Source organism: Arthrobacter sp. ISL-5 (assembly GCF_018613835.1).
Taxonomy (GTDB): Bacteria; Actinomycetota; Actinomycetes; order Actinomycetales; family Micrococcaceae; genus Arthrobacter.
Window position 1 is genome coordinate 1 of record NZ_JAGGPM010000067.1, and the last position, 7,839, is coordinate 7,839.

9 protein-coding genes are annotated in these 7,839 nt (G+C 64.8%); 7 read left to right on the plus strand and 2 right to left on the minus strand.

What is annotated here, in order from left to right:
• The 3 genes from J7I89_RS24660 to J7I89_RS24670 all read left to right on the plus strand — a co-directional run.
• A partial coding sequence (locus tag J7I89_RS24660) for a BCCT family transporter (protein ID WP_214975974.1) occupies positions 1-371 on the plus strand: 371 nt, incomplete at its 5' end.
• A gap of 10 nt (positions 372-381) precedes the next feature.
• Positions 382-1,359, plus strand: a complete 978-nt coding sequence (purU, locus tag J7I89_RS24665) for a formyltetrahydrofolate deformylase (RefSeq protein WP_374102049.1) — start codon at positions 382-384, stop codon at positions 1,357-1,359.
• A gap of 21 nt (positions 1,360-1,380) precedes the next feature.
• Positions 1,381-3,888: an FAD-dependent oxidoreductase gene (locus J7I89_RS24670; RefSeq protein ID WP_214975978.1), complete on the plus strand. Its 2,508-nt coding sequence runs from the start codon at positions 1,381-1,383 to the stop codon at positions 3,886-3,888.
• A gap of 74 nt (positions 3,889-3,962) precedes the next feature.
• On the opposite strand, the gene J7I89_RS24675 is transcribed toward J7I89_RS24670, so the two are convergent.
• Positions 3,963-4,292, minus strand: coding sequence for a hypothetical protein (locus J7I89_RS24675; RefSeq protein WP_214975981.1), 330 nt, complete (start codon positions 4,290-4,292; stop codon positions 3,963-3,965).
• A gap of 278 nt (positions 4,293-4,570) precedes the next feature.
• On the opposite strand from J7I89_RS24675, the gene J7I89_RS24680 reads away from it, so the two are divergent.
• Complete coding sequence (locus tag J7I89_RS24680) at positions 4,571-4,768, plus strand: DUF1508 domain-containing protein (RefSeq protein WP_214975982.1); 198 nt, start codon at positions 4,571-4,573, stop codon at positions 4,766-4,768.
• Positions 4,769-4,839: 71 nt separating this feature from the next.
• On the opposite strand, the gene J7I89_RS24685 is transcribed toward J7I89_RS24680, so the two are convergent.
• The gene (locus J7I89_RS24685) at positions 4,840-5,490 is read right to left on the minus strand and encodes an RNA polymerase sigma factor (RefSeq protein WP_214975983.1); all 651 of its coding nucleotides are present in this window, start codon (positions 5,488-5,490) and stop codon (positions 4,840-4,842) included.
• Between the two features lie 250 nt (positions 5,491-5,740).
• Here J7I89_RS24685 and J7I89_RS24690 point away from each other — a divergent pair, with 250 nt between their 5' ends.
• From J7I89_RS24690 to J7I89_RS24700, 3 genes are all read left to right on the plus strand, one after another.
• A complete protein-coding gene (locus tag J7I89_RS24690; RefSeq protein ID WP_214975984.1) occupies positions 5,741-6,091 on the plus strand; it encodes a DNA-directed RNA polymerase subunit alpha C-terminal domain-containing protein in 351 nt (116 codons plus the stop codon).
• Positions 6,092-6,326: 235 nt separating this feature from the next.
• Positions 6,327-6,560, plus strand: a complete 234-nt coding sequence (locus J7I89_RS24695) for a hypothetical protein (RefSeq protein WP_214975985.1) — start codon at positions 6,327-6,329, stop codon at positions 6,558-6,560.
• Between the two features lie 185 nt (positions 6,561-6,745).
• A partial coding sequence (locus J7I89_RS24700; protein ID WP_214975986.1) for an RNA polymerase sigma factor occupies positions 6,746-7,839 on the plus strand: 1,094 nt, incomplete at its 3' end.

Here is a 7,839-nt window from a genome sequence, read left to right on the forward strand (position 1 = left end):
GCACCCTCACCGGCGCCGTGGCCGCGGTCATGTTGCTGGCCGGCGGCGACAAACCCTCGGAAGCCCTCGCCGGCCTCCAACGAATCACCATCGTCGCAGCCCTGCCGTTCGTCATCGTCATGCTCTTGCTCTGTTTTGCCCTCACCAAGGACCTGCGCCGCGATCCGCTGGCCCTGCGACGGCGCCTGGCCACATCCGTCGTCGAACGCGCCATCCGCACCGGCGTGGAACAACACGGAGGCGTCCAGTTCGACCTCGTCACGAGGCATGAGTGCGACGAGCGCTGTTCCGCCGACGCCCGCTGCCCTGGCGATGAAACGAACAGTGACGCCGCCAGCAGCGACGCCACCAAAGCCAACGCCAGCAACTAGGAGAGCAACCGTGACCACCATCATAGAAAGCCGCCCCGCCGGCACCGGCGCCGCCACCGGACCAGTGACGGCCGTAGCTGGTGCCGCGACAACCATCTCCAAGACCCGACCGGTGAACTTCGTCCTCACTCTGGCCTGCCCAGAGCGGCCCGGCATCGTCCGGGCGGTCACCGCCTTCCTGGCCGACCGCGGCTTCGACATCGTGGAGCATCAGCAGTTTGATGACCACGTCAGCGGCAAGCTGTACCTGCGTACAGCCTTCACCGGAGGCGCCTCCGGTGAAGGTGACCGGGCCCGTCGGGAGCACGGCCCGGTCGCGGAGGGCCTCAGGGCAGAGTTTGAGCCAACGGCCGAAGAATTCGGCATGGACTTCGCCATCCACGACGGCAGGCCACAGCGGCTTCTCGTGATGGTCTCGAAGTTCGGGCACTGCCTCAACGACCTGATCTTCCGCTCGCAGGCGGGCAGCCTGGGCGCAGAGATCGCCGTCGTGGTTTCCAACCATGAAGACCTGCGCTCGATGGCCGAAACCGCCGGGCTGCCCTTCATCCATGTCCCCGTGACGCCCGGCACAAAGCCGGAGGCCGAGGCGCGGCTGCTGGAACTCGTGGCTGAGTACGACGTGGACCTGGTGGTCCTGGCGCGCTACATGCAGGTGCTGTCCAACGATCTGTGTACCCGGCTGCGCGGCCGGGCCATCAACATCCACCATTCCTTCCTGCCCGGCTTCAAGGGCGCCAAGCCGTACCACCAGGCCTACGACCGCGGGGTGAAACTGGTCGGTGCCACGGCGCACTACGTGACGCCGGATCTGGACGAAGGCCCCATCATCGAGCAGGAGGTCTTCCGCGTGGACCACAGCCTCGATCCGGACGCCTTGGTGACTGTGGGCCGGGACGCCGAATCGCAGGCCCTGTCCCGGGCGGTCAAGTGGCATTGCCAGCACCGCGTCCGGCTCAACAACACCCGCACCGTCGTATTCCGCTAACGCGAACCAGGAGAAACATTAATGAGCGCATCACCACGCGTCGTCATCATCGGCGCCGGCATTGTCGGCACCAACCTTGCGGATGAACTCGCCAGCCGCGGATGGACCAACATCACAGTGGTCGAGCAGGGGCCGCTGGAACTTGCCGGCGGTTCCACCTCGCACGCCCCCGGCCTGGTCTTCCAGACCAACCCGTCCAAGACCATGACGGAGTTCGCCAGCTACACGGTGGACAAGCTGCTCTCCCTCAGCGCCGATGGAGTGTCCTGCTTCAACCAGCTGGGCGGACTCGAGCTGGCCACCACCGAGACGCGGCTGCAGGACCTCAAGCGCAAGCTCGGCTACGCCACGTCGTGGGGAATCGATGGCCGGCTCATCGACGCGGACGAATGCGAGAAGCACTGGCCGCTGCTGAACAGCGGCGCCCTGTCCGACGGCCGCAAGGTCCTCGGCGGCCTCTACGTCCCGTCGGACGGCCTGGCCTCAGCCGCACGTGCGGTCCAGCTGCTGATCAGCCGGACCCGGGAGGCCGGGGTGACCTACCTGGGGTCCACCACCGTCACGGGCATCGCCCAGTGGGCGGGCAAGGTCACCGGCGTCGAAACCTCCTCCGGCGTCATCCCGGCGGACATCGTGGTGTCCTGCGCCGGCTTCTGGGGCCGTGAACTCGGCAAGCTGGTCGGCCTGAAGGTGCCGCTGCTTCCCCTGGCCCACCAGTACGTCAAGTCCACCCCGGTCGCCGAGCTCGCCGGCCACAACGAGACGCCCAACGGGGCCAGCAAGCCCATCCTGCGCTACCAGGACAAAGACCTGTACTACCGCGAGCACGGCGACCGGATCGGCATCGGCAGCTACGCCCACCGCCCCATGCCCGTCGACATGGACGCGCTGCCGAAGATCGGCGCCGATGAGATGTCCGAGCACCGCATGCCGTCCCGGCTCGACTTCACGCTCGAAGATTTCGCTCCGTCGTGGGAGGACAGCCAGGACCTGCTCCCGGCCCTGCACCGGGCGCAGATCGAGGACGGCTTCAACGGCATCTTCTCCTTCACCCCGGACGGCGGGCCGCTCATGGGCGAGTCCCCCGACGTCGAGGGCTTCTTCGTGGCCGAGGCTGTGTGGGTCACCCACTCCGCCGGCGTGGCCAAGGCCATGGCTGAGCTGCTCATCGAGGGCCGGCCCCGCACCGACCTGCACGGCTGTGAGCTCACGCGCTTCGAGAAAGTTCAGACCAGCGACCAGTACGTCAGCGAGACGTCACAGCAAAACTTCGTGGAAATCTACGACGTGCTGCACCCGCTGCAGCCCAAGGAATCCCCGCGCGACCTGCGGGTGAGCCCGTTCAACGTCCGGCAGAAGGAACTTGGGGCTTTCTTCCTGGAGTCCGCCGGCTGGGAGCGCCCGCACTGGTTCGAGGCCAACGCCGACCTGCTCGAGGAACTTCCCGCCGAGTGGCAGGCCCCGGAACGGGACCCCTGGTCGGCGATGTTCTCCTCCCCCATTTCGGCGGCCGAAGCGTGGAGGACGCGCACCGCCGTCGGGCTTTACGACATGACGCCGCTCAAGCGGCTCTCGGTGACCGGCCCCGGCGCCCAGGCGCTGCTGCACCGCCTGAGCACCGGAAACATCGCCAAAAAGCCCGGCGCCGTCACCTACTGCCTCCTGCTGGAGCACGACGGCGGCATCCGCAGTGACGTGACCGTTGCCCGCCTCGCGGAGGAGGACTTCCAGCTCGGTGTGAACAGCAACGTGGACTTCGACTACCTCCGCGTCGAGGCCAGGAAGCAGTCCGCCGCCGACCCCAGCCAGTGGGCCCACGTCGCCGACATCACCGGCAGCACCTGCTGCATCGGGCTGTGGGGGCCGCTGGCCCGCGAGGTGATCGGCAAGGTCAGCGAGGATGACCTCAGCAACGACGGCCTGAAATACTTCCGCACCAAGGAAATCTCGGTGGGCGGCATCCCCGTCACGGCCATGCGGCTCTCCTACGTCGGCGAGCTCGGCTGGGAGCTTTACACGACGGCGGAGTACGGGCTGAAGCTCTGGGACCTGCTCTTCGAGGCCGGGCAGGAGCACGGCATCATCGCGGCCGGGCGCGGCGCGTTCAACAGCATGCGGCTCGAGAAGGGCTACCGGCTGTGGGGCACGGACATGACCTCCGAGCACCACCCCTACCAGTCCGGCCTGGGCTTCTCGATCGCCAAGGACAAGGAAGGCTTCGTGGGCTGCGAGGCATTGGCCGCCCGCAAGGAACAGCCGGCCTCCCGGGCGCTGCGGTGCCTCACCGTGGACGACGGCACGTCCGTTGTGCTGGGCAAGGAGCCCGTCTACGTCAACGGCGAGCCCGCCGGGTACGTCACGAGCGCGGCGTACGGCTACTCCGTGCGCAAGCCGATCGCTTACGCCTGGCTGCCGACCGGCGTCGGGATCGGTGACTCCGTGGAGGTCGAGTACTTCGGTAAGCGCATCGCGGCGACAGTCACCGCCGAGCCCCTGTTCGATCCCGGCATGGAGCGGCTGCGCGGCTGACGCTCCTGACCTTCTTTGCCACAAGAACGACGGCGACACTCCGGACTTACCGGGGTGTCGCCGTCGTTTTCGGTTCAGACAAGGTCACCTTGGAGCGGGCGGCAGAGCTTTCGAAGGGCTGCATAGCTCGCCGCGGCCGCCGCTGTTTCGACCTGGATGCGCTGCGTGAGCAGTTCCACCTGTTGGGAGATTTGGAAGCTGACAGGGAGACGCTGGCCGGGCCAGGTGGATGCCTCACGGGAGTCGGCCAGGGCATTGGCCAATGCCTTGGAAAGGGTGCGAACCTTCCACGAGAGCCTCATGCAGTGAACTGCCCGCCGTTTGAGTTCCGGGCTTTGCCTCAGCAGCTCGCGGCTGCCCGACACAACGGCCCGCAGCTTCCGCCCGGTCTGAATTCTTCCCACCTGCACCATCCCCAACACACGGACCCAATTCCTCGTACCGTCTATTCGAGTGTTGCGAAGGTGCCTCAACATCCGCTCAAGGCGGTCCAAGGATTTCCGCAAATCGGCCGGACCCTCTTTGCCAAAAAACGACGGCGACACTCCGGACTTGCCGGCGTGTCGCCGTCGTTCTCGGGCTAAACAGGGTCAACCGGGCTGCGACTGCCGTCATGATCACCTCTTCATGCGGTTAAGACCCTGCGTTGTGAAGGATTCGCATCACGTTAGGAGAACGACCCATGGCCGCTTTGTTCGAACTGTATATGGACGCGAACGATTGCTTCAGGTTCCGACTGGTCGCAGAGGATGGTGAGGTGATGCTCACCTCGGAGGCTTTCGCGTACGAGGACGTCGCAATTGCCGGGATCTGGGCCGTGCGAGAAGCAGCAGTCACCGGGAGCATCGTGGATCTCACTGGCTTGAAACCCACAGCCTGAAGGAAATTCCACAATCGATCCAAGCCAGCGAGCGGGGCCCGCCGATACTCCGCCGAATTTCCCCGCTAGTGTCAGTTCGCTTCGCTTACGGAACTCAGTTCCGATCCGCTCTGTTGCTCGTACGCGGTGCGCAGCCCCGCCTTGGCACGGATTAGCAAGGCGGACACCGCGTTGGGTTCGAGGCCCAGGATCGGTGCTATGTTTCGTGGCTTCTCGCCCATGACCTCGGCGTACCAGAGGACCGTCCGCCACCGCTCCGGCAGGGAACGCATAGCAGCGGCGACGTGTTCCTGCTCGAACACAGTCAGGACTGTCTCGAGTCCCTGGTCATCGACAGGTCCCGGATCCAGGTCTTCGTCCGGTGCCGGCTGCTCACGAACGCGCTTGTTCCAGAACGTCATCGCGACGGAACGGATTGCGGTGCTTAAATAGGGGCCAAACACATCCGTGGGCCCGCATCCGTTCCTGATCGCGCCAACAGCCTTCGCGAACGCGTCATGTAGCACATCCTCGGACTCCTGGGCGCCGGACATTAGACCCCGGATGAACCGCAGCCCCGGCTCGCGATGCCTTTCATACAGCACCGCCATGGACTCCGCATCCCCGGCCCGGACGCCGGCAATCAAATCCGCTTCATCGCCCTGAATGCCGCCGGATGGCTCGTCGGATGCTGCACGGCGCAGATGCCCGCTCCCCTGTGAAACGTGCACAATTGTTTCCATGTGGTTGCCTGCCCTCGACGCCGAAAAGCGAGAACGCACTGCAAGCGCCTCACACCATTCACCGCGGGCGAGCCTGTTTCATGACGCGGAAACCAAAATTGTTGTGAAAGCGTTTGCAGGTGGTTGGCAAGTCCGAGCCTTTAGGGTCGGGCCCCTAGTTGTCCGTCACGGACTCCGGGCAGCACGGTTAAGACTCCGTGTGATTCCGCCGTCGCGGCGGGATCCTGATTATTGCGGGAGGATTCTTGTGATGCCGGACGGCCAGAGGACGTTGTCGACGCGTTCCATAGAGCTGCAGCAGGCTCGTCCGATATCTGAGCTACGCCTGCCTGCACGGGCAGCAAACGGCCTCGCCCGGCACGGTGTGAACACCATCGGACAGCTGATTGCACGCTCGCGGCAGGATCTAAAGAACGAGTTTCACGGCCTCGGGATCGGCAGCATCAGTGACATTGAGGAAGCCCTGAAACGGGAAGGCTTAAGCCTCGCCACTGCCGGCAGAGCGTTGCGGTACACGCGTCCGCTCAACCGGCATGCCCGGAACCACCAGGCCTGGTTGGCGGGCCTGCCGATCCTGAAAGAGGCGGACAGAATTCAGTGAAGTATTGCCGATTTCCGCCGGCCTCTCTGGTCCGCACCGGCCGCGTGGTCCAACAACACTCGCGAAAGGACTGCCAGCTGCCAGATCGTGGCCGGCGATTCGTTTGCGGCTGGTGGCAGCGCAACTGCGGCGGGCCGTTCCTGCACGGGATCTCGTGGCCCGTCGAGAGGCCGGATCGCCGCTGACCGGTAAAATGAGAACCAATCAGCATGCGCAGCAATGGGGGGTGATCGGTATGTCTGAAGAACCTGACGGGCGGCTGACCGTATCGGTGGGCCGGCGGGAGTTCGAGAAACTGAACCGTGAGTGGGCTGACTACGTCGCCGCGACCAGTGCGGGATCAAGCCCGGTTGACCCAGTTCTCACCCTAAGGCGAACCGGCGGGGTGCTGCGGTCCCTGGACCGGTTGCTGGCTTCGATCGACCGCGAGGACAGCAAGGCACCATCTGGCGCCGACCACCGCGAGTAGAGGCCGCCAACGTCACGCGCTGACTTGTTCATGTTTTTTATGACCAAAACGCCTTGAACGACTCATTCGATGATTATGTGAGCGCTACCACATCCCGCGCCAGCAGGAATTCATCGTCCGCCCGGAGTCACTATGCATGCAGTTTGCCGTCAATCACGTGTCGCGTCCGCGTGCCGGACAGTGCTGTGAAGGCCACCGCAACCCCGTCGGACGGCACGTCTGCGGCTACGGGAGCCGCCGCGGCAGAAGCCGAGGCGAGGCTCGTACAGGACTGCCGGGAAGGCAAGACCGGGGCCGTTCTGGAACTGTTCAGAACCCACTGGGAACCGGCCTTGGCCTATGCCAACACGCTGAGCAGATCTTCACATGATGCAGAGGACGTCGCCGCCACGGCATTCCTTAAATCCCTGACCGCAATGCGACGCGGAAAAGGGCCGGACGGCCCGGTCAGGCCTTATCTCCTGAGGGCTGTCCGCACTGCGGCATTTGACCGCCATTCGTCCGCCGAGCATCCGTCAGGGCGGATCATCGAGCTGGCTGACGGCCAGAACACCGACGGGCTCCACAGCGGCTCGCAGGAGCACGACTTCGTCGCGGAGGCCTTCGCGACCCTCCCCCTTCGTTGGCAAAGAGTCCTTTGGTATGTCGAGATTGAAGGGCTGAAGCCGCGCGAGGCCGCGCCGCTTCTCGACGTCGCCCCCAACGCACTCTCCGCCCTCCTCCGGCGTGCTCGCAAAGGACTTCGTGAGGCCTATCTCTTGGTGTATCTGCGCGACTCCGAAAGCCGCGGCTGCGACTCCATGCTGCGGATGTTGGCCGATTCTGCTCTCGACCGCACCACGGTGGCAGGCCAGGCCAAAGTCGACGGACATGTCCGCACGTGCCGGAACTGCCGCGGGGCACTCCACGGTTTGCATGGTGTCCGGTCCAGAATGCAAGGTCTCCTGAATCCGGGCCTCCTCCCGGCGGTACTCTCGCCACTCACCGGTGTCCGGATCCTCGAAATCTTGTCCTCCCCGCATCATTGCCCCTTGGGACACATCGCGGAAACCATCAGTGAATCTGCTGACGTTGCACGTACGCTCTTCCAAGGACTGAAAACGATTGGCGCATCGGCGGCGGTCGTCGTTCTCATGGTCCTGCCGACAGCACCGAACGCTGCAACACCCGAGCTGGGACCCCCTGGCCGCCTAGTACTACAGTCGCGTTTATTTCAGCTTCGAGCGTTTTCTGTAGTGGTGCCGACGGGCGTTGTGCTGGTGTTTTCGGCGCCAGCTTG

Coding starts and splice junctions, on each gene's coding strand:
- J7I89_RS24670 (WP_214975978.1), top strand. CDS start 1,381: ATGAGCGCATCACCACGCGTCGTCATCATCGGCGCCGGCATTGTCGGC.
- J7I89_RS24680 (WP_214975982.1), top strand. CDS start 4,571: ATGGCCGCTTTGTTCGAACTGTATATGGACGCGAACGATTGCTTCAGG.
- J7I89_RS24685 (WP_214975983.1), bottom strand. CDS start 5,490: ATGGAAACAATTGTGCACGTTTCACAGGGGAGCGGGCATCTGCGCCGT.
- J7I89_RS24690 (WP_214975984.1), top strand. CDS start 5,741: ATGCCGGACGGCCAGAGGACGTTGTCGACGCGTTCCATAGAGCTGCAG.
- J7I89_RS24695 (WP_214975985.1), top strand. CDS start 6,327: ATGTCTGAAGAACCTGACGGGCGGCTGACCGTATCGGTGGGCCGGCGG.